General features: G+C 74.6%; 18 protein-coding genes and 1 pseudogene. 11 read left to right on the top strand and 8 right to left on the bottom strand.

The window, feature by feature from the left end:
* Positions 1-31: 31 nt before the first annotated feature.
* Genes ACF07N_RS24650 through ACF07N_RS24640 form a run of 3 tightly spaced genes read left to right on the top strand, consistent with a single transcriptional unit; the run spans position 32 to position 3,662 of the window.
* Complete coding sequence (locus ACF07N_RS24650; RefSeq protein WP_383336345.1) at positions 32-562, top strand: (2Fe-2S)-binding protein; 531 nt, start codon at positions 32-34, stop codon at positions 560-562.
* Complete coding sequence (locus ACF07N_RS24645; RefSeq protein WP_392116628.1) at positions 559-1,563, top strand: FAD binding domain-containing protein; 1,005 nt, start codon at positions 559-561, stop codon at positions 1,561-1,563. Before ACF07N_RS24650 ends, ACF07N_RS24645 begins: the two co-directional genes overlap by 4 nt.
* Positions 1,560-3,662 (top strand): xanthine dehydrogenase family protein molybdopterin-binding subunit, encoded by a 2,103-nt coding sequence (locus ACF07N_RS24640; RefSeq protein WP_392116625.1) that lies wholly within the window; start codon positions 1,560-1,562, stop codon positions 3,660-3,662. Before ACF07N_RS24645 ends, ACF07N_RS24640 begins: the two co-directional genes overlap by 4 nt.
* Positions 3,663-3,722: 60 nt before the next feature.
* On the opposite strand, the gene ACF07N_RS24635 is transcribed toward ACF07N_RS24640, so the two are convergent.
* A complete protein-coding gene (locus tag ACF07N_RS24635; RefSeq protein ID WP_392116622.1) occupies positions 3,723-5,498 on the bottom strand; it encodes a hypothetical protein in 1,776 nt (591 codons plus the stop codon).
* Positions 5,499-5,743: 245 nt separating this feature from the next.
* Between ACF07N_RS24635 and ACF07N_RS24630 the strand changes: the two genes are divergently transcribed.
* The 3 genes from ACF07N_RS24630 to tgmB all read left to right on the top strand — a co-directional run bounded on the left by ACF07N_RS24630 (position 5,744) and on the right by tgmB (position 7,382).
* Positions 5,744-6,055, top strand: coding sequence for a YkvA family protein (locus ACF07N_RS24630; RefSeq protein WP_392116619.1), 312 nt, complete (start codon positions 5,744-5,746; stop codon positions 6,053-6,055).
* 132 nt (positions 6,056-6,187) lie between these two features.
* Positions 6,188-6,379: a putative ATP-grasp-modified RiPP gene (gene tgmA, locus ACF07N_RS24625; RefSeq protein ID WP_383336350.1), complete on the top strand. Its 192-nt coding sequence runs from the start codon at positions 6,188-6,190 to the stop codon at positions 6,377-6,379.
* A 16-nt stretch (positions 6,380-6,395) separates the two neighbouring features.
* Entirely contained in the window at positions 6,396-7,382 is a 987-nt protein-coding gene (gene tgmB, locus ACF07N_RS24620; protein ID WP_392116614.1) for an ATP-grasp ribosomal peptide maturase, read from the top strand.
* An 87-nt stretch (positions 7,383-7,469) separates the two neighbouring features.
* On the opposite strand, the gene ACF07N_RS24615 is transcribed toward tgmB, so the two are convergent.
* Both ACF07N_RS24615 and ACF07N_RS24610 read right to left on the bottom strand, forming a co-directional pair.
* Positions 7,470-7,673, bottom strand: a complete 204-nt coding sequence (locus ACF07N_RS24615; RefSeq protein ID WP_383336352.1) for a hypothetical protein — start codon at positions 7,671-7,673, stop codon at positions 7,470-7,472.
* Positions 7,674-7,812: 139 nt separating this feature from the next.
* A complete protein-coding gene (locus ACF07N_RS24610; protein WP_392116611.1) occupies positions 7,813-8,286 on the bottom strand; it encodes a hypothetical protein in 474 nt (157 codons plus the stop codon).
* A gap of 183 nt (positions 8,287-8,469) precedes the next feature.
* Between ACF07N_RS24610 and ACF07N_RS24605 the strand changes: the two genes are divergently transcribed.
* The gene (locus tag ACF07N_RS24605) at positions 8,470-9,468 is read left to right on the top strand and encodes a GlxA family transcriptional regulator (RefSeq protein ID WP_392116608.1); all 999 of its coding nucleotides are present in this window, start codon (positions 8,470-8,472) and stop codon (positions 9,466-9,468) included.
* Positions 9,469-9,470: 2 nt separating this feature from the next.
* Here ACF07N_RS24605 and ACF07N_RS24600 read toward each other — a convergent pair whose 3' ends face one another.
* From ACF07N_RS24600 to ACF07N_RS24590, 3 genes and pseudogenes are all read right to left on the bottom strand, one after another.
* Positions 9,471-9,722 (bottom strand): DUF5133 domain-containing protein, encoded by a 252-nt coding sequence (locus ACF07N_RS24600; protein ID WP_383336355.1) that lies wholly within the window; start codon positions 9,720-9,722, stop codon positions 9,471-9,473.
* Positions 9,723-9,836: 114 nt separating this feature from the next.
* Positions 9,837-10,263: pseudogene (locus ACF07N_RS24595) on the bottom strand (ATP-binding cassette domain-containing protein); the annotation flags it as partial.
* 147 nt (positions 10,264-10,410) lie between these two features.
* A complete protein-coding gene (locus tag ACF07N_RS24590) occupies positions 10,411-11,268 on the bottom strand; it encodes an aldo/keto reductase (protein WP_383349490.1) in 858 nt (285 codons plus the stop codon).
* A 261-nt stretch (positions 11,269-11,529) separates the two neighbouring features.
* Between ACF07N_RS24590 and ACF07N_RS24585 the strand changes: the two genes are divergently transcribed.
* Positions 11,530-11,760, top strand: coding sequence for a hypothetical protein (locus ACF07N_RS24585; RefSeq protein WP_392116605.1), 231 nt, complete (start codon positions 11,530-11,532; stop codon positions 11,758-11,760).
* A 122-nt stretch (positions 11,761-11,882) separates the two neighbouring features.
* Here ACF07N_RS24585 and helR read toward each other — a convergent pair whose 3' ends face one another.
* Positions 11,883-14,042, bottom strand: a complete 2,160-nt coding sequence (gene helR / locus ACF07N_RS24580) for an RNA polymerase recycling motor ATPase HelR (protein ID WP_392116602.1) — start codon at positions 14,040-14,042, stop codon at positions 11,883-11,885.
* 203 nt (positions 14,043-14,245) lie between these two features.
* Here helR and ACF07N_RS24575 point away from each other — a divergent pair, with 203 nt between their 5' ends.
* Positions 14,246-15,139, top strand: a complete 894-nt coding sequence (locus tag ACF07N_RS24575) for a Gfo/Idh/MocA family protein (protein ID WP_392116599.1) — start codon at positions 14,246-14,248, stop codon at positions 15,137-15,139.
* A gap of 17 nt (positions 15,140-15,156) precedes the next feature.
* Here ACF07N_RS24575 and ACF07N_RS24570 read toward each other — a convergent pair whose 3' ends face one another.
* Positions 15,157-16,062, bottom strand: coding sequence for a GNAT family N-acetyltransferase (locus ACF07N_RS24570; protein WP_392116596.1), 906 nt, complete (start codon positions 16,060-16,062; stop codon positions 15,157-15,159).
* A 374-nt stretch (positions 16,063-16,436) separates the two neighbouring features.
* Between ACF07N_RS24570 and ACF07N_RS24565 the strand changes: the two genes are divergently transcribed.
* Positions 16,437-17,633: a glycoside hydrolase family 64 protein gene (locus ACF07N_RS24565; protein ID WP_392116593.1), complete on the top strand. Its 1,197-nt coding sequence runs from the start codon at positions 16,437-16,439 to the stop codon at positions 17,631-17,633.
* An 82-nt stretch (positions 17,634-17,715) separates the two neighbouring features.
* The gene (locus tag ACF07N_RS24560) at positions 17,716-18,825 is read left to right on the top strand and encodes a PP2C family protein-serine/threonine phosphatase (protein ID WP_392116590.1); all 1,110 of its coding nucleotides are present in this window, start codon (positions 17,716-17,718) and stop codon (positions 18,823-18,825) included.
* The last annotated feature ends 143 nt before the right edge of the window (positions 18,826-18,968 follow it).

Raw genomic sequence — 18,968 nt, 5'->3', positions numbered from 1 at the left:
AGTACGGCCCGCCCGGGAAGGTTCTCCACGCATGGGCAACGACCAGCACCACTCGGAGACGACGCTCCGCGTCAACGGCAAGCCCCACACACTCACCGTCGACCACCGGCGGGTCCTGCTGGACCTCCTGCGCGAGGACCTGGACCTGACCGGCGCCAAGAAGGGCTGCGACCACGGCCAGTGCGGTGCCTGCACGGTCCTGGTGGACGGGCGGCGCGTCAACAGCTGTCTGCTGTTCGCCGTCGCCCTGGACGGCTGCGAGGTCACCACGGTGGAGGGCCTGGCCGGCGACGGGGACGAACCGCATCCGCTGCAACGGGCGTTCCTGGAGCGCGACGCCTTCCAGTGCGGCTACTGCACCCCGGGCCAGATCTGCTCAGCGGCCGGCATGCTCGCCGAGGCGGCGGCCGGGCACCCCTCGCACGTGACCGACCCGGCGACGCCCTCCGGTGCGGCCGTGGCACTGGACCGCGCGGAGATCCGGGAGCGGCTGAGCGGCAACCTGTGCCGCTGCGGCGCGTATCCGAGGATCGCCGAGGCGGTCGAGGACGTGATCCCGTGAAGGAGTTCGCCTACGTCCGCGCCGGCAGCGTCGAGGAGGCGACCGCGGCCTACGCCTCGCACCCCGGCGCCCGCTATCTCGGGGGCGGCACCAACCTGGTCGACCTGATGAAGCTCGGCGTCGAGACGCCCGCCGCCCTCATCGACGTCACCCGCCTGCCGCTGGACGCCGTGGAGGAGCTGCCGGACGGCGGCCTGCGGATCGGGGCGCTGGTCCGCAACAGCGACCTGGCGGCCCACCCCCTCGTCCGCGACCGGTACCCGGCGCTGTCCCAGGCGGTCCTCGCGGGCGCGTCCGGGCAGCTGCGCAACGCCGCGACGACCGGCGGGAACCTCCTCCAGCGCACCCGGTGCCCGTACTTCCAGGACCTGTCGAAGCCCTGCAACAAGCGCGAGCCGGGCAGCGGCTGCGGCGCGCGCGAGGGCGTCCACCGCGATCACGCGGTGCTCGGGTACTCGGCGCACTGCATCGCCACCCACCCCTCGGACATGGCGGTGGCGCTGGCCGCTCTCGACGGGCGCGTCGAGCTGTCCGGGCCCGAGGGCACGCGCAGCGTCGCGGCGGCCGGCTTCCACCGGCTGCCCGGGGAGCAGCCGGAGCAGGACACCGAGATCCGCCCGGGCGAACTGGTCACCGCGGTGGTACTGCCGGCCGCGACGGCCGGACTGCCGTCGGCGTACCGCAAGGCGCGCGACCGCGCCTCGTACGCCTTCGCGCTCGCGTCCGTCGCGGTCGTGCTGCGGCTGGAGCAGGGCGTCACCGGGCAGGTGGGCATCGCCTTCGGGGCACTGGCGCACCGGCCGTGGCGGGCCCGGCGGGCGGAGGAGGCACTGACCGGCGCCGCGCCCACCACCGCCGCGTTCGAGCACGCCGTCGAGCTGGAGCTGTCCGCCGCGCGGCCGCTGCGGGACAACGGCTACAAGGTGCCGCTCGCCCGGAACCTCGCCGTGGACGTGCTGTCCCGGCTCACGGACACCGCGCAGACCAGGAGGGCCTCATGACCGGCAGCGCGGGCGCTCCCGTCGAGCGCCGGGAGGGACGGGAGAAGGTCGGCGGCACCGCCCGCTACGCGGCCGAGTTCCACCATCCCGGCCGCGTCCAGGCCTGGCCCGTGCCCGCGGCCGTGGCCCGGGGGCGGGTGGCCGGCGTCGACACGGCGGCCGCCCTGGCCGTACCCGGTGTGCTCGACGTCCTCACGCACGAGAACGCGCCGCGCCTCGGGGAGCCGGACGACGCCACGCTCGCCGTGCTGCAGAACGACCGGGTCCCGCACCGCGGCTGGTTCGTGGCCCTGGTGGTGGCCGAGACCCTGGAGGCCGCGCGGGCGGGCGCCGCCGCCGTCCGCGTCTCCTACGACACCGAGCAGCACGACGTCGTCCTCGGCACATCGCATCCCGGCCTGTACGTGCCCGAGGAGGCCAACGCCGGCCAGCCCGCCGTGCGCGAACAGGGCGATCCCGACGGCGCGTTCGGTGCCTCGGCCGCCCGGGTCGACGTCGCCTACCGGGTGCCGCCGCTGCACAACCACCCCATGGAGCCGCACACCAGCACCGCACGCTGGGAGGACGGGCGGCTCCTGGTGCACACCTCCAGCCAGGGCGCCCACGCCGTCCGGGCCGTGCTCGCCCGGCTGTTCGCCCTGCCCGAGGAGCGGATCGTCGTCACGGCCGAGCACGTCGGCGGCGGTTTCGGTTCCAAGGGCACCCCGCGGCCCGACGTGGTGCTCGCCGCGATGGCCGCGCGACGGACCGGCCGGCCCGTCACGGTGGCCCTCCCCCGCCGCTTCCTGCCCGCCGTCGTCGGGCACCGTGCCCCCACCCTGCACCGGCTGCGGCTCGGGGCCGACGCGGACGGGCGTCTGGTGTCCCTCACGCACGAGGTCGCCACGCACACCTCGCGCGTCAAGGAGTTCGTCGAGCAGGCTGCGGTGCCCGCGCGCGTGATGTACGCCGCCCCGCACCGCCGGACCCTGCACCGCGTCGCGGCGCTGGACGTGCCCTCCCCGTCCTGGATGCGCGCGCCGGGCGAGGCACCGGGCATGTACGCGCTGGAGTCCGCCATGGACGAACTGGCCGGCGAGCTCGGCCTGGACCCGATCGAGCTGCGCGTCCGCAACGAGCCGGACGTCGAGCCCGACAGCGGCAGGCCGTTCAGCAGCCGGCACCTCGTCGAGTGCCTGCGCGAGGGCGCCCGGCGCTTCGGCTGGGCGGCACGTGATCCGCGTCCGCGCGCGCGGCGGGACGGGCCGCTGCTGCTGGGCACGGGCGTGGCGGCGGCGACGTACCCCGTCATGGCGAGTCCGTCCACGGCCGGGGCCCGCGCGCTGCCGGACGGGACGTTCCTGGTGCGCATCGACGCCACCGACATCGGGACGGGCGCCCGGACCGTGCTGGCGCAGGTGGGGGCCGACGCGCTGGGTGTGCCGCAGGAACGGGTGCGGATCGAGATCGGCAGCACGGAGCTGCCGTCGGCGCCGCTGGCCGGCGGCAGCTCCGGCACCGCCTCCTGGGGCTGGGCGGTGCACGAGGCCTGTACCCGCCTGGCGCGACGGCTGGCCGAGCACACCGGGCCGCTGCCCGAGCGGGGCCTCGACGTCCACGCGGACACCACGGGCGCGGCGGACGCCGAGAGCGCGTGGGCGCGGCACGCCTTCGGGGCGCACTTCGCCGAGGTCACCGTCGACGCGGTCACCGGCGAGGTCCGGGTCGCCCGGCTGCTCGGGGTCTACGCCGCCGGGCGCATCCTCAACGCCCGGACCGCGCGCTCCCAGTTCGTCGGCGGCATGACGATGGGGCTGGGCATGGCGCTGACCGAGGGCAGCACGGTGGACGCGGCGTTCGGCGACTTCGCCGAGTCGGACCTGGCGTCGTACCACGTGCCGGTGCACGCCGACGTGGCCGGGATCGAGGCGCACTGGCTCGACGAGGACGATCCCCGGCTCAATCCGATGGGCAGCAAGGGCATCGGGGAGATCGGCATCGTGGGGACGGCAGCGGCGATCGGCAACGCGGTGCACCACGCCACGGGCGTCCGCTTCCGCGAACTCCCCCTCACCCCCGACCGGGTACTCACCGGGCTGCTCGCCCACCGCGCGTCGTGACACACGGGCCGGACCGGAGCCGCGCCGAGCGGATCCGGTCCGGTACGAGGCCCACGGGGGTCACTCCGCCGTGCGGGGCGCCTCCGGTGGGGGCACGGCCGCCCACTGCCGGCCGGCGATCGGCGCCAGCACACGGAAGACGAGGGCGACGAGGGCCAGCAGCGCCGCGCACACCGCGGTCGCGGCGGCGAGCCACGGCGGGGCGAGCGCGAGGTCCACGGCCCGGGGCAGCGACGCCGACGGGAAGCTGTTCCCGTACGCCTGGGCGCCGGCCAGCACCGTGGGCACCAGCACCGACCCGGCCAGCACCACGGCGACGGGGCGCAGGGCCAGCAGCAGCGCCAGGACGGTGCACAGCACCGACAGGCCGAGCGCGAACGCGTGCAGGCGCAGGGACGCCTCACCGCGCTCGAGCGGGAAGTGGGCCACCGCGCACACGGCCAGGGCCAGGGCGGCGAGCCAGCCCGTCCAGGACACGGACCGGGCCATCCGCTCGGTCGCGCGGTCCCCGGTCCCGGCCGGGGCCGCGTCGAGCGTGCGCCGGGTCTCCCCGTTCGACGGGGCACGTGCGGCGCGGCGCCTGCCCGGGCGGTCCGGCTTCTCGGGCTCGGCCGGGTCGGCCTCGGGGCGCGGAGTGCCGTTCGGCAGGCGGCCCTTGCGGTCCAGACGTTCCAGGCCGAGACGGTCGATCAGTTCGACCAGCTCCCCGACCGACCGGCCGGTGGCGGCCGCCCGCAGGGCCTCCTCGCGGACGTGGGGCTCCTGCGGCTCCTTGTGCAGCAGGGTCACCAGCCGCGTCACCTCCTCGACCGGGCGGTGGGCGGCCGCGGCCCGGATCGCCTCGTCCGCGCAGTCGGCGTCGCGCGGGGGCTTGGTCAGCAGGGCGATCAGCCGGGACACGTCCTCGACCGGCCGCGCCACACCGGCGGTGCGGAGCGCGTCCACCCTGGCCTGGCTGTGGTCCGCCGACTCCTCCAGCGAGGTGATGAGGTCGACGACCTCCTCCAGCGGCCGGTCGGCGACGGCCGCGTGCACGAGGTCGCTGACCGCGTCGCCGTACGGCACGGCGCCGGTGCCCGTGCCGGGCCGGAGCTCCACCGGGTTGTCGTCCAGGGAGCGGATGACGAAGGGCCGGGCGGCGGCCGTGGGCTCGGTCCCGTCCGGGCCGGGGCGGGTGGGTGCGGCAGGCTCGTCCCGGCCGGGCGGGGAGGCCTGAGCCGCGGAGGGCCCGGACGGACCGGCCGCGGCGGACCGGCCGGGTCCGGCCGGCACGTCAACCGGCTCGCGACCGGCGTCGGGCCGGGCCTCGGCGGGATCGGTCCACTCCTGCCCGGGACCGGCGGGCCGCGCGTCGGCGGCGTCCGCCCGGTCGTGCCCGGGAGCGGCGGGCCGGGACTCCGCCGGATCGATCCAGTCCTGCCCGGGACCGGCGGGCCGGGACTCCGGGGGGCGCGGGGGCTCCACCACAGGGGCGGGCGGTGCCTCGGCGGGATCCGTCCACGCCCGGTCCGTCGGAGCGGGCCGCGCCGGCGGGCGGTACGGGTCCGGGGCCGCGGGCTCCGCGGGGGGCCGGCCCGGCCGTTCCGGCACGGCGGCGGGCGGCGGACCGGCCGTGGCCGCCGGGTGGGAACCGGGGGCGGCGGGCCCTGGACCCGTCGGGGCGGCCTGGGGGGAGCCGTACGCCTCGTACGAGCCGGCGGCGGGCTGCGTGCTCGTCTGCTCCACCTGGTGCGTACCGGTGGCGGCGGTTGTCTCGGCGGACGGCTGGGCGGACCCGTTCGGCTCCTGGGATATGGCGGGTTCGTTCGAGCGGGGTGATGAAGAGCAGGTGGTCATACTCGCCTCCAAGGGAAGAGTGCGGCCGCTCCTGCGCCCCCCGTCGTGTGACGAGCGACGTTACGCTGACCATTACTAGGCGCCACCGTCACCCCGTGCCACTCGGGTGAGCCACCGGGATGACCACCCGCGGGGAAAGTCCGCCGACACGCCGACATGTCCGGCCCCGGCCGCAATACAGCCGCCGGAAACGGGAATCCAGAAGGTGACACCCCGGGTCGCGGCACGCCAGGAGGGGGCAACCCGTGGATACGACCACAACGGTGATCACCGTGGCCGCGGTACTCGCGGCGATCGTCCTCGTCTGCGCCGTCACCGTCCTCGTGCGGCTCGTACGGACGCGCCGCGAACTGCGGCGCGCGGGACTGCCGACGGGACCGCGCTGGGTCTTCTGGGGCGCGGTGCTCTATTTCGTGCTGCCCGCCGACGTGCTGCCCGACCCGGTCTACCTGGACGACATCGGCGTCCTGCTGCTCGCTCTGCGCACCGTCCGCGGCTCCCTCGGCGAACGGGAGCGCAGCACGGCATCCCCGCCGGACCGGCAACCGGCGCGATGACTACGGAAAGTAAGGAAACCAACCACCCGTTCGATTCGTATAAGTCTCTGGAAGCCGAAACGAGCCGGCGGGCCGGGTGGCCGCACCGCCGGGCCGCCGCTTGATCGGCGCAGTACCGACGAGGGAGAGACGATGCAACCGTTCGCGCTCAACTACGCGCGCCCGGCAGTGGAGTCGGACGCTGCCGTGCCGTACGTGTACGACGCCGGACTGCAGTTGAACGTGCTTCGCGACGGACGGGTCGCGGCCTCCGACTTCGCCCTGCTGAGAGAGTTCGGCACCACCACGTCCACCGCCGGTTCCAAGACGCACTTCGACGACTGACCGCGGGCCGCCGAAGATGACCGTGCTGATCCTCACCTGTGAGGAGGACGTGACCGCGGACATGGTGGTCGTGCACCTGAACGCGACGGGGGTCCCGGTGGTCCGCGTCGACCCCGCCGATCTGACCGGGGGCGTCGCGCTGTCCGGGGAGTACGCGCACGGCCGGTTCCGCGGCCATCTGTCCGCCGGGGGGCGGCTGGTGAGCATCGGGGGACTCCGGTCCGTCTGGGTGCGCCGGCCCGGGACCCCGGCCGGGCGGGCGGCCCAGCCGTCCGCCTGGCTGACCGAGGAGGCCGAGCAGGCCCTCTACGGCATGCTGCGGGGCTGCGACGCGCGCTGGATGAACCATCCCGACGCGGCCCGCCGGGCCCGGCACAAGCCCTGGCAGCTGCGGCTCGCCCAGCGGTGCGGCCTGCCCGTGCCGGCGACGCTGATCACCACGTTCCCGCGCGCGGCCCGGGAGTTCGCCGAGCGCTACCCGGACCTGGTGGTCAAGCCGGTGTCGGGCGCGCATCCGCAGGACCCGCCGCGGGCCGTGCCGACCAGCCGGGTCGCGCCGGACACGGACTTCTCCGCCGTGGCCTTCGGGCCGACGCTGCTGCAACGGCGGATCGCCAAGCGGGCCGACGTCCGGCTCACCGCAGTCGGCGAGCGGCTGCTGGCCGCCCGCAAGGCGGTCCCGGCGGACGCGGACCCCGAGGAGGTCGACGTGCGGTTCGCCGCCCCCGGCTCGCCGTGGCGGCCGGTGGAGGTGCCGCCGTGCGTCGCACCGGCCGTCCACTCGTATCTGAAGGAGGCCGAACTGGCCTACGGGGCTTTCGACTTCGTGGAGGACGCGGACGGGACCTGGTGGTTCCTCGAATGCAACCAGTCGGGGCAGTTCGGGTTCGTGGAGGTGGAGACGGGTCAGCCGATCGCCCGCACGATCGCCGAGTGGCTGGCCCGGCCCGTTCCGGAGGAACCGTCGAGCCGTGTCAACGGTATGGACTCCACGGTTCGTTGAGCACGGGGCGCCCGGTGCAGGGGCCCTCACGGGTCAGGCCCGGCCACCGGGCCCGACCCGGTCCACCGGTCAGGCCCGGCCCACCGGTCACTGCGGTCGCGGGCCGGGGAGCATCGCCGTGCGCTGCCAGCCGGCGCCCGGGGAGTGCGGGCGGTCGTAGCCGAGGGACGGAGAGGGCCGCATGACCAGCTCCAGTTCCCTGCTCACACGTTCGGCCTCGCGACGCACTTGTCCGGGTACGTCACCGCGCTCCGCGATGAGTCGGTCGTAGATGGGGGAATCCTGGAACACCCGTCAACGTGCCTTTCTGCTCGTCGGCCCCGAGCGGGGGCGAGACTGCGAGTGTAGGCGGCACGGTGTCCCGGAGTGTGAATTCCTCGGGATGACTTGACTCGGACCGGACATCTGTGACGAATGAGTGTGCGGCCGTTCAGGCTCCCGTCGTGGAACCGGGCCGGACGATCATCAGGACGGTGACCGTGGCCCACAGCAGGTTGAAGACGCCTGTGAACATGGCGAGTTGCGCGGTGTTCCGGTGCTCCACGGCCTGGGCGCCCTTGAGTTGACCGAGGAGTTCCTCCTGGCGGGGCAGGACGAAGGCGGCCAGGACGCCGGCGGCCGCGGCGGTCAGGGCGATGGAGGTGACGAGCCAGCCGCTGCCCAGCACGCCCATCACCGCTCCGGTGGCGAGACCGAGGACCGGGACGCTCACTCCGACACCGGCGTAGACACGGCAGACGCGGTGGAGCAGCGCGACCGTGCCGACCGCCGACGGGTCGGGGGCGCCGTCATCCGCCGGGGCCGCGCGCCGGGCCGCCGGCGGGAACATGCTGGCCGCGACGGTCACGGGGCCGATGGCGACGATGGCGGCCAGGACATGGAGGGACAGCAGGAACTTGGTCACCGGGGCTCTTTCCACGAAGACGATCGACGGCGCTCACGTTAGGGAGCGTCGCCCCGGCCGCCCATGGGCTGGAACGACAGCTTCCGACGGATTCCCGCCAACTGCCCGGCCTGCTGCTCCGGCCCCGGACCACCGGGACACCCCGCTCACGGGACTGGCGGGAACCCGCCTAAGGTGGCCGCCATGCACTCAGTGGCGATCCTGGTCCTCGATCATGTGGTGCCGTTCGACATGGCGGCTCCCCAGCAGACGTTCGCCTGGACCCGCCTGCCGGACGGGCGGCCCGCCTACCGGGTCCGGCTGTGCGCCGAGACGCCGGAGGTGCGCGCGGACGGCGGTTTCACGCTGCGCGTCGAGCGAGGGCTGGAGGCACTGGCGGAGGCCGACACCGTCATCGTGCCGGGCTGCTCCCCCGACGCCGCGCCGCCCTCCGCCGGGGTGCTGGCGGCCCTGCGGCAGGCGGCCGCGTCCGGTACGCGGATCGCGTCCGTGTGCGTGGGCGCCTTCGTCCTGGCGGAGGCGGGGCTGCTGGACGGGCTGCGCGCCACCACCCACTGGGCGGCCGCGGGCGAACTGGCCCGGCGCTTCCCCCGGATCGAGGTGGAGCCGGACGTGCTGTACGTGGACAACGGGCAGATCCTCACCTCGGCCGGCGCCGCCGCCGCACTGGATCTGTGCCTGCACATGATCCGCCGCGACCTGGGCTCGGCGGTGGCGGCCAACATCGCCCGGATGTCGGTCATGCCGCTGGAACGGGAGGGCGGGCAGGCCCAGTTCATCGTGCACGAGCACCCGCCCGTGCCCCGGGGGTCGGAACTGGAGCCGGTGCTGGAGTGGATCGAGGACCACCTCGCGCACGAGGTGACCCTGGGCGGCCTGGCGGCGCGCGCCGGGATGAGCGAGCGGACGTTCAGCCGCCGCTTCCGGGAACAGACCGGCACCACGCCGTTGCAGTGGCTGCTGCGGGCGCGGGTGCGGCGCGCCCAGTACCTGCTGGAGAACACCGACCACCCGGTCGAGCGGATCGCGCGGCAGGCCGGTTTCGGTTCCCCGACGGCGTTCCGGGAACGGTTCCGCAAAGTGGCCGGCACCACGCCGTACGCGTACCGCTCGGCGTTCCACGGGAAGACCGCTGCCCCGGCGGCCCGTACCCGGACCACCGGGGCAGTCGCCGGCCCCTGATCTCAGCCGACCAGCTTCAGGCCGTTCTCCCCGTCCGTGTCCGCGGCAGCGGACCGCTCCTCGGTGAGCAGCAGCACGTCCGCCTTGGCGATGGCGTCGCTGATGTCGGACGTGCCCATCATCACGCACAGCGTGTAACTGACGTCGTCCAGCTCGCGTGCCGCCGCCGGCGTGTGCCTCTCCGCCTGAGCGATCCTCAGCGACGCGTATCGCGTCAGCAACTCCCTGACGGCCTTCCGGTCCGGTACGAGCACGTAGCGCCCCTCTCTGTGGGTTTGCGCTGCGTATGCCCGAACCACGCGCAAACATTCACACCTTTTCCGCGGCGGGGGCAGAACTGACGGAAATTGACCGCCTGATGATCGCCGTCAGGCGAGCTGGCCGCTGTGCAGGGCCGTGTAAGCCCCGCCCCGGCGCAGCGGTTCCTCGTGCGTGCCGACCTCCTGCACGCGGCCGTCGCCCATCACCACCCGCCTCGTCCAGGACCAGCACCCGGGGGTCGCGGATCAGGGCCCGGGCGATGGCGAGCCGCTGCCGCTGCCCGCCGGAGAGCCGGGCGCCGTGCTCTCCGACCAGGGTGTCCAGGCCCCTGGGAAGCCGGTCGACGAACTCCTGCGCGTTGGCGTCGCGCAGGGCCGCGCGCACCGTCTCCTCGTCGGCGTCGTCCATGCCGTAGGCGACGTTCTCGCGGACCGTGCCGTCGAAGAGGATCGACTCCTGCGGCACGACCGACAGGAAGCGCCGGTAGGTGCGCAGGTCGAGGGTGTTCATGCCGGTGCCGTCGAGCAGCAGCCGGGGCGGCCGTCTCGCCGGGCCGCACCTTGAAAGCGCTTACTGCCGGCGCGGTTGCGGAGTACACCAGGGCCGGGGCGGTACGGCCGCGGGACGCCCGCGGCGCGGGGCCCGGGGCGGCGCACGTCCGTCCCGGGCCCCGTGATCCGCTCAGGCGGCGTCCAGCTCCGCCAGCTCCTCCGGCGTCAGGGTGAGGTCGGCGGCGGCGAGCGAGTCGCGGATGGTCTCGGGCCGGCTCGCGCCCGGGATCGGCACCACCACGGGCGACTTGGCGAGCATCCACGCCAGGCACACCCGCTGCGGGCTCACGCCGCGGGCGTCGGCGATACGCGCGAACGCCCCGTGGGCCGAGCCCAGTTCGCCGGCCTTCGCGATACCGCCGAGCGGGCTCCAGGGCAGGAAGGCGATACCCAGCTCGTCGCACAGGCGCAGCTCCGGCTCGCTGGAGCGGAAGGCCGGGGAGAACTGGTTCTGCACGGAGACCAGCCGGCCGCCGAGGATCTCCCGTGCCTGCCGGATCTGTTCCGGGTTGGCGTTCGAGATGCCCGCCATACGGATCTTGCCCTCGTCGAGCAGGTCACGTACGGCACCGACGGACTCGGCGTAGTCCACCTTCGGGTCGGGCCGGTGGAACTGGTAGAGCCCGATGGCCTCCACGCCGAGACGGCGCAGCGACGCCTCGCAGGCCTCCTTGAGATGGCGGGGGCTGCCGTCCAGGGTCCAGCTGCCGTCGCCGGGCCGCAGATGGCCGCCCTTGGTGGCGACCAGCACCTCGTCGCCGCGGTCGTGGGAGGCGAGGGCCTTGGCGACGAGGCTCTCGTTGTGTCCGACCTCGTCGGCGTGCAGGTGGTAGGCGTCCGCGGTGTCGATCAGGGTGACACCGGCGTCGAGCGCGGCGTGCAGGGTGGCGAGGGAGCGTTCCTCGTCCGGGCGCCCCTCGATGGACATGGGCATCGCGCCCAGGCCGATCGCGCTGACGTCGACGTCACCGATGCGGCGGGTGTGCATGGGTTCGTGACCTCTTCCGGCTGTCGTTTCGGCTGTTCGGGCGATGGTCGTCTCCAGCCTGGACGCCGCGTGGCCCGACGTCCAATAGAAGAAGGAGAACGCATTCAGCAGTCACGGAACTGAATCCCGGACGGAGTTGTGTTCCCGGCGGGGGCGGGCGGTGACGGACAGACCCTCAGGGGGTCCCGCTCCACCGGCTCCCGTACCGCTTGTGGACGCGATCGAGCTGCGGAGCGGCCGTTTCGGGCGCATGGTGGGGCTATGGACGGTCAACCCCCTGTGGTCGTGCAGCCGCCCGCGTCGGACGGCGGACGGCTGGTGACCATCCGCGGCGAGGACAAGGGCGTCGCCTACAGCCTGTTCGACGTGCTCGATCTGGTGCACCGTGAGGGCCTGCCCACGGCCGACACGGCGGTCGACGACACCGAGCTCATCGAGTGGCGGGGCGGCGGCCCGTACGACTGGGTCGGCGGGGCGCCCGAGGAGGCGTGAGCCGGGGCGCGCCGGCAGCCTCAGCCGGACCGGGTGCGCGCTTCCCCGGCCGGCCCCTCGCTCCGCGGCTCCCCGCAGCGTGCCCACCGGACACCTCCCGGATCAGGGACCGGGGGCGGTCGTCAGGAGCTCCTGAGGACGACGAGCTGCCGGGTGGCCCTGGTCATCGCCACGTAGTGGTCGACCGCCCCCTGGACGCCGGTGCCGAAGTCCTCCGGGTCGACGAGCACGACCAGGTCGAACTCGAGGCCCTTCACCAGCTCCGGCGTGAGCGACCGGACCCGCGGCGAGGGCGGCCGGAACGCGGGAGCGCCGACGACACACGCGATGCCGTCGGTGTGCCCGGCCAGCCACGTGCCCACGATCGCCTCCAGGTCCGCGACGCGACCGTGGCGGACGGGAACGCCCGCGCTGCGCACGGAGACCGGCACGTTGGCGTCCGGCAACACCGCCCGGATGACCGGCTCGGCCTGTGTCATGACCTCCTCGGGCGTGCGGTAGTTGACGCTCAGGGACGCCAACTCGACCCGGTCGAGCCCGACCCGCGCCAGCCGCTGACGCCACGACTCGGTGAAGCCGTGCCGGGCCTGGGCGCGGTCCCCGACGATGGTGAAGCTGCGCGACGGGCAGCGCAGCAGCAGCATCTGCCACTCCGCGTCGGTCAGTTCCTGGGCCTCGTCCACGACGACGTGCGCGAAGGGCCCGGCGAGCAGGTCGGGGTCGGGGGCGGGCAGGACGGACTCGTCGGCCAGGGAGTTCCGCATGTCCTGTCCCCTCAGCATGATCAGCACCCCCTCGCCGTCGTCGTAGGTGTGCGCTTCGAGGAGGTCGTCGACCACGTCGGCCATGAGCTCGCGATGGGCGGCGGCGGCGGCCTCCCCGCGGCGCCTGCGGCGGGACGCGTCCGGGTCGCCGAGCCGCTGCCGTGCCGCGTCCAGCAGCGGCAGGTCGGACACGGTCCAGGCCCGGGGATCCGCGCGCTGCAGCGTGCGGACCTCGTCCGGACCGAGCCACGGGGCGCACATCCGCAGGTAGGCCGGCACCGACCACAGGTCCCCGACCAGGTCGGCCGCCTCCAGGACCGGCCAGGCGCGGTCGAAGGCCGTGACCAGCTCCCGGTCCCGCGCCAGCGACGTGCGCAGCAGGTCCTCGGAGATGTCGCCGTCGTGCTTGCCGGCGGCGAGGGCGAGCAGTTCCTCCCAGACCTGGTCGCGGGCCTCGTTGTGCGGGGTGCCGGGTTCGGCCGCCGCGAACGCGGCGGCCCAGTCGGCCGGGCCGAGGTGGACGTCGGCCCAGTGGGTCGTGACCGTCAGGCCCTCGGCGGGGGGCTCCTCGTAGAAGGCGACGGCCTTCTCGATGGCGCGCACCATGCCCACGGACGACTTCAGCCGGGCCGCCTCCGGATCCGTCTCCTCCCCGGCCGTGGCGCCTTCCTCGACGAGGTCGCGCAGGACGCAGGTCTGCACGCCCTCCTCGCCGAGGCTGGGCAGGACGTCCGCGACGTAGGACAGGTAGGGCCGGTGCGGGCCGACGAACAGGACGCCGCCGCGCCGGTGCCGGGCCAGACGCGGGTCGGAGTGCAGCAGGTAGGCGGAGCGGTGCAGGGCGACGACGGTCTTGCCGGTGCCCGGACCGCCGTCGACGACGAGGGCACCGCGCGAACCGGCGCGGATGATGGCGTCCTGGTCGGCCTGGATGGTGCCGAGCACGTCCCGCATCCGGGGGGAACGGTCGGCGCCCAGGCTGGCGATGAAGGCGGACTGGTCGTCGAGGGCGGCGTGCCCGGTGATGCCGTCGGGAGTGAACACCTCGTCCCAGTAGTCGCTGATCCTGCCGTCGGTCCAGCGATACCTGCGGCGGGCGGCCAGGCCCATCGGGTTGGCGTGGGTGGCGCCGAAGAACGGTTCGGCCGCGGGGGACCGCCAGTCGACCAGCAGCCGCCGGCCCTCGCGGTCGGTCAGGCCGAGCCGTCCCACGTAGACGGGCGGCGAGCCGTCCGCACCGGCCATGTGCCCGAGGCACAGGTCGAGTCCGAAGCGGCGCAGGGCGCGCAGCCGGGCGGTCAGCCGGTGGATCTCGGCGTCGCGGTCCATCGCCTGCCGCCCCTTGCCGCCGGGCGCCCTGCGCTGCGCGTCGAGGCGCTCGGTGAGTTCGGTGATCGTCTGCGCCAGGCAGTCGGCCACGGCGGCGAAGTGCCGCTCGTCCCGGGCGATCAGCTCCGGTGCCGCCTTGTGGGCGAGGCGGTCGGGAAGGTCGAACGCGCTCGTGGTCTGGGGGGTCACGTCATGCTCCCGTTTCCGCAGGTCGTGGGCTCAGGCGGGACAGTGTGCGGGAGACGGGGGGCCTTGCCGCAAGGCCCCCCGTGCGCTATACGTTGAGAGTGGCGAGGAGAAGGCTCCTCGCCTTCGCTGTCCGCGCACCCCGTCGTCCGCCGGCCGTTCCGGTGTGTCAGGCTCTTCGCCCAGGCACGTGGAGAGGCGGCAGCATGCGCACAGGACTTCTCGGCACCGGACCCTGGGCCCGGATGGCCCACGCACCCGCGCTGAGCGGGCACGACGAGCTGGAGTTCGCGGGGGTGTGGGGCCGTCGCCCCGAGGCCGCGAAGGAGCTGGCCGAGCTGCACGGCGTGCGGGCGTACGACGACGTCGACGCGCTCCTCGCCGACGTGGACGCGGTCGCCGTGGCGCTGCCGCCGCAGGTGCAGGCCGATCTCGCCGTGCGGGCGGCGCGGGCCGGGTGCCATCTGCTGCTCGACAAGCCGCTGGCGCCGACGGCCGAGCAGGGGCGGGCCGTCGTCGAGGCGGCGCGAGCCGCCGGTGTCGCCTCGGTCGTGTTCTTCACGACCCGGTTCCAGCCGCGGCAGCAGGCCTGGATCGCCGAACAGGCCGCACAGCGGGGCTGGTTCACGGCCCGGGCGCAGTGGCTCGGTGCCGTGTTCACCGGCGAGAGCCCGTTCGCGACGCCGTGGCGGCGGGAGAAGGGCGCCCTGTGGGACGTCGGCCCGCACGCCCTGTCCGTGCTGCTGCCGCTGCTCGGCGACGTACGGCGGGTGACGGCGGCGGCGTACGGGCCCGGGGACACGGTGTACGTGGTCCTCGATCACGCCGGCGGCGCCTCCAGCACCCTGACCCTGAGCCTGACGGCACCGCCGGCGGCGGCCGGTGCCACCGTGGAACTGCGCGGCGAAGCCGGGGTCGCGGTGCTGCCGGACGGGGGCGACGGGGCGGTCCCGGCCCTGATGCGGGCCGCGGACGCCCTGCTCGCCGCCGTCCGGACGGGCCGCCCGCATTCCTGTGACGCCGCGTTCGGGCTCCGGGTGACGGAGATCCTCTCGGCGGCCCAGGAGGTGCTGGACGGCGGTGCGGGCCGGGCGGACTGACCCGCCGGGCCGTCGCGTCAGGACGTGACGGCCTGCCGGGGCGGCTCGAAGTCGATGCGCTCGCGGACCACCGGGTAGCCGGCCTTGGCGAAGTTCGCGGCCATCGGGACGTTCCCCCGGTCGGTGGCGCTGGCGACGAACTCCGCGCCCTGTTCGACGAGGAAGTGCGTGCACTCGGCGAGGAGGTCGTAGGCGTATCCCCGGCCCCGCTGGTCCGGCAGGACGCCGATGAAGCCGACGCAGGGGCCGGAGGGGTTGTGGGCCGGGATGTGGATGCCGGCCGTCTCGCCCTGCGGGGTGTACGCCACCTGCCACCACGCGCGGGGGGACGGGCACCAGTGGAAGAAGTCGAGTTCCTCCTGGGCCGCCCGGTCGGGTCCGCCCTGCTCGATCGCCTTGAGCGCGTGGGCGTCCAGGGTGACGGAGTGGATGCGGCGGAGCGCGTCGAAGAAGACGGCGTCGTCCGGTTCGGCGCGGAACTCCAGGCGTCCGGGCCGCTCCGGCAGGCCGAGCCCGGGGGTCCAGCGGTACAGGAGACGTTCGGCCAGGAGCCGGTACCCGGCCTTGCGGGCCGCGGTGAAGCGCGTCTCGGCGGCGCCGCGCAGCGCCGGGTCGTCGCGCCAGCCGGTCGGCAGGTTCAGCTCCAGTTCGACCTGCCAGGGGGCGGAGCGCAGGAGCGCGGCGCCCGCGTCCTCCTCGCCGTCCGCCACGTCGAACCAGTTGAGGTTGACGGGCTCGGTGTCGTCCGGGCCGCCCCACCAGGCGCCGCGGGCGACCACACGGCCGTCGCGCAGCGCCACGCGCTTCCATTCGGGGCGGTGACGGGTCAGCCGGTGGCCCTCACGGGCGCCCAGCGGGTCGGGCAGGGTGTCGAAGAGTGCGGCGTCGCTCGCGTCGAGCGCGCGGATGACCGGTTCGGTCATGGGATGTCCTCCGGGACGGATGCTGCGAGGAGCGCTCCCGGTCGGTCAGCGACGGCACGCCAGGGGAAGGGGGAGGGAGCGCGGGAACGGTGTGAACTGCACGGCTCTGCCCTCCTTCCGTCACGTCTCGGGCGTGGCGGGCTTCACGCTACGCGATCACCCGCCGCCCCGTCCACGCATTTCGCGGCCGCGCCCGGCCCGTCCTTAAGAGCGGCTTAAGCGACTCCTAAGAGCAGCCAAGTGGGCGCCGTTACGGGCGATTTGGGGGTGAGAGGCGGGTTGGCCGACGCGGCGCTCGTCCGTAGCATCCCTGGCGACCCGGAAGAGAGCGCTCTCATCCGGTCTCCCCACCCGCACAACCGGAGGCCCCCCACATGACTCCTCGTCACCACCGCCCCGTCACCCGCCGTAAGCTCCTCGCCGGACTCGGCGGTGCCGTGGTCGCCGCCCCGGCCGTCGCCGCGCTCGCCCCCCACGCCCTCGCGGAGACCACCCCGGACGCACCGAAAGCCGCGGGCGCGCTGCCCGTGACGCTCGTCAACAACAGCGGCTCGTTCGGCAACGCGAGCGTCCACGTCTACGTCGTGGGCAACGCCGACGGCCGTCAGGTGCGGCTGCGGCCCGACGGCACCCTCGCCCCGGTCGCCCTGTCGGACAACGGCCCCGACGGCTTCACCGACTACGCGATCCCCCTGGCCGGCAGCGGTGAGACGCGGCTGTCCCTGCCGTACATGTCGGGCCGGATCTACGTGTCGCTGGGCGCGAGGCTGAAGTTCAAGGTCGTCACCGACGGCGCCGGCAACCCGGCCCTGCAGTACCCGGCCGGCTGGGTGTCCTCGGACCCCAACTACGGGGTGCTGCACGACTGCGCCGAGTTCACGTACAACTCCGCGGGCATGTTCTGCAACACCACCATGGTCGACATGTTCAGCGTGCCGATGAGCATCCGGCTGACCGGCGCCAAGGACCAGACGACGGGCACGCTGCGCGACGGCGGCCGGGCGGCCGCGTTCGCCGCCGTCCGGCAGGTGCCGGAGTTCGCCCGGCTCGTGGTGGACGACACGCGGATCATCGCCCCCGGCCACGGCCTGGACGCCGGGCTGTTCGCCAAGGACTACTTCGCCCCCGCCATCGACGAGGTGTGGAGCACCTACACCGGCCGGGACCTGAAGGTGACCACCAACGCCGGTACCTTCACCGGCCGGGTGCGCGGCGAGCGGCTCACCTTCACCGGACCGGCGGAGGTCTCCTTCGGCAAGCCGTCCACACGGGACGTGCTGTTCTGCGACGGCGCCCTCGCCGCCCCCAACGACGGCACGACCGGCCCGGTCGCCGCGATCCTCGGGGCCGGGTTCAACCGCTCGACGCTGCTGGACTCCGCCGCCCAGCCGACGACCGACCCGGCCTCCTTCTACCGGGGCGAGCTGACCAACCACTACGCCAAGGCCCTGCACGCGGCCGCCGAGGACGGCAAGGCGTACGGGTTCGCCTTCGACGACGTGGCCGACTTCGCCTCCTACATCCAGGACACGGCGCCCACGGGCTTCCGGCTGACGCTCACGCCCTTCTAGGAGGCGCACGCCCTTCCGGGCGGATCACTTCCCGCCGCGGCCCCGGCGTGCGGCGGGGGGCCGGGCGTTGCAGCGTAGTGGTGTGAGAGTGACGCGCCGGTCCCGTACGGCCGCCGACCGGGACCGGCCCGGCTGGCTGCGCGGCGCACCGCCGCCCGGGTGGGCCCGGGTGCTGCCGGCGGCGCTGCTGGCGGGCGTGTGCCTGGCGGAGCTGGTCAGCCCGGAGCCGCTCGACATCGGCTTCCTGCTGGGGGCCATCCCGCCGCTGGCCGTGCTGGCGCACGGGCCGGTGGCGACGGCGGTGCTCGGGACCCTGGCGGTGCTGGTGCTCACCGTCCCGCTCTTCGACCTGGACGATCCCGGCAGCACCGACGTCCTGACCGTGTGCTTCGTCGCGGTGCTGAGCGTGCTGCTGTCGTACGTGCGCAGCCGGCGCGACGCGCAGCTCGTCACCGAGCGGGCCGTGGCCGAGGCCGCGCAGCGGGCCGTCGTGCCGCCGCTGCCGCGACGGGTCGGGCCGGTGGAGTGCGCGGGCCTGTACCGGGCCGCCCAGCGCGGGACGCTGGTCGGGGGCGACTTCTTCGACGTACGGGCGGGTCCCTACGGCGTCCGGGCGGTCATGGGAGACGTCCAGGGGCACGGTCTGTCCGCCGTCGCCACGGTGACGTCGCTGCTGGGGGCCTTCCGGGAGGCGGTGCTGGACCAGCCGGACCCGGAGGCGGTGGCGGCCCGGCTCGACCGGAGGCTGGTGGTGGACTCGGCGGCCGAGCCGCACGCGGAGCTGTTCGCGACGGCGGTGCTGCTGGACTTCTCCGCCGACGCCAGGGTGGTGCGGATCGTGGCGTGCGGGCAGTCCGGCCCGCTGCTGCTGCGGGACGGGAAGGTCATGGCCCTCGACGTCGAGCCCGGGACTCCGCTCGGGCTGGGCCTCGCCGAGGCCACTCCGCCCCGGGCGGTCGGGATGCGGTTGCGCGCCGGTGACCGGCTCTTCCTCGCGTCCGACGGCGTCACGGAGGCCAGGGACGCGGACGGGACCTTCTACCCCCTGGCCGAGCGGCTGCCCGGCCTCACCGCCGCCGACCCGGCCGCGCTGGCCGAGCGGGTGTGGTCCGATCTCGTGCGGCACTGTCCGGACGTACGGGACGACGTCACCATGCTGGTCCTGGCGCCGTGCCCGCGGCCGGGGCCCTGACGGCGGCCGGCGGGGGGGCCCCCCCCCCGGGGGGCCCCCCCCCCCCCCCGGCCGCCCCCCCCCCCCCCCCCCCCCCGCGCCCCACGTGGGGGAAACCCCCGTGTTCCCCGGCGCCGAAAATGTGTAGTATTGGCCCCCCCTTT

Source organism: Streptomyces sp. NPDC015242, assembly GCF_043079125.1.
Lineage (GTDB): Bacteria > Actinomycetota > Actinomycetes > Streptomycetales > Streptomycetaceae > Streptomyces.
The sequence above is the reverse complement of the archived record's forward strand: the minus strand, read 5'-3'. Positions and strand labels throughout refer to the sequence as shown.

Excerpts from the sequence above, each read along its gene's own strand:
- ACF07N_RS24650 (WP_383336345.1), top strand. The coding sequence starts at position 32 with ATGGGCAACGACCAGCACCACTCGGAGACGACGCTCCGCGTCAACGGC.
- ACF07N_RS24640 (WP_392116625.1), top strand. The coding sequence starts at position 1,560 with ATGACCGGCAGCGCGGGCGCTCCCGTCGAGCGCCGGGAGGGACGGGAG.
- ACF07N_RS24635 (WP_392116622.1), bottom strand. The coding sequence starts at position 5,498 with ATGACCACCTGCTCTTCATCACCCCGCTCGAACGAACCCGCCATATCC.
- tgmA (WP_383336350.1), top strand. The coding sequence starts at position 6,188 with ATGCAACCGTTCGCGCTCAACTACGCGCGCCCGGCAGTGGAGTCGGAC.
- tgmB (WP_392116614.1), top strand. The coding sequence starts at position 6,396 with ATGACCGTGCTGATCCTCACCTGTGAGGAGGACGTGACCGCGGACATG.
- ACF07N_RS24605 (WP_392116608.1), top strand. The coding sequence starts at position 8,470 with ATGCACTCAGTGGCGATCCTGGTCCTCGATCATGTGGTGCCGTTCGAC.
- ACF07N_RS24590 (WP_383349490.1), bottom strand. The coding sequence starts at position 11,268 with ATGCACACCCGCCGCATCGGTGACGTCGACGTCAGCGCGATCGGCCTG.
- ACF07N_RS24585 (WP_392116605.1), top strand. The coding sequence starts at position 11,530 with ATGGACGGTCAACCCCCTGTGGTCGTGCAGCCGCCCGCGTCGGACGGC.
- ACF07N_RS24575 (WP_392116599.1), top strand. The coding sequence starts at position 14,246 with ATGCGCACAGGACTTCTCGGCACCGGACCCTGGGCCCGGATGGCCCAC.
- ACF07N_RS24570 (WP_392116596.1), bottom strand. The coding sequence starts at position 16,062 with ATGACCGAACCGGTCATCCGCGCGCTCGACGCGAGCGACGCCGCACTC.
- ACF07N_RS24565 (WP_392116593.1), top strand. The coding sequence starts at position 16,437 with ATGACTCCTCGTCACCACCGCCCCGTCACCCGCCGTAAGCTCCTCGCC.